The following is a 693-nucleotide window of genomic DNA, read 5'->3' as shown; positions in this document are numbered from 1 at the left end:
GCATGGTTTGTTGCGAAAATTTAACGAAAAGCTAGTAAATAATCTAAACTTTTACGTGAGCTAGACTTTTCCAAAGAAACGAAAAGTAAGCAATAAATTATGCACGGTGTTGGGTAACGTTTTTTTATTCAGATTACGTATTTTTGTTATTAATTAACTATTATTCAGTTGTTTATGTCGTTTTTATTCCGTATATTTATTGTTTAAATAAGTTAAATTCTAGCTATTTCAATGATACATTTCATTCAGTTTAATTTTATTCCGAATATTTCCTTAATAAACCAAACAATTAATAATATTAAAACAGCTTTAATAACATTCCATAATTCATTAGATATCTTGGATTTTGTAATTTTTTCAAGCATAATTTTCAATCTTGGTAGATTATACCAATTATTAAAAAACCCAAAAACATTATAAACTAATTCCCTTTTTTTTATGTCTTCTAAATCTTTAGCCCATTTTTTAATTCCTATAATAGAAGCTCTTTTCCCTTCGTTATTTAAAGAGAAGTATCTTCCGTTTTTTTCAATTATATCACAAGCTATCAAAGAGTCTAATGATTCTCTTTGTTTAGCCATAAACAATATCTCTTTTTCATTCAAAGGTTTACTAAATGTTAATTTATTTTTTTCTAAATATTTAAATAATTCTAATGGATTCATTTTTCAGAAGTGTTATTGGTAAATGTTA

1 protein-coding gene is annotated in these 693 nt (G+C 24.2%); it reads right to left on the bottom strand.

All coding sequences use genetic code 11. From position 1 onward, the window contains the following. Positions 1-245: 245 nt before the first annotated feature. A complete protein-coding gene (locus BTO16_RS08950; RefSeq protein WP_105021244.1) occupies positions 246-665 on the bottom strand; it encodes a hypothetical protein in 420 nt (139 codons plus the stop codon). Between the last annotated feature and the right edge of the window lie 28 nt (positions 666-693).

The sequence above is a fragment of the Polaribacter glomeratus genome (assembly GCF_002954665.1).
Taxonomy (GTDB): Bacteria; Bacteroidota; Bacteroidia; order Flavobacteriales; family Flavobacteriaceae; genus Polaribacter; species Polaribacter glomeratus.
Note: the sequence above shows the minus strand (reverse complement) of the source record. Positions and strands in the feature narration are given on the sequence as shown.

What these genes read in the sequence shown, in the direction of transcription:
- BTO16_RS08950 (WP_105021244.1), bottom strand. Translation starts at nt 665, where the DNA reads ATGAATCCATTAGAATTATTTAAATATTTAGAAAAAAATAAATTAACA.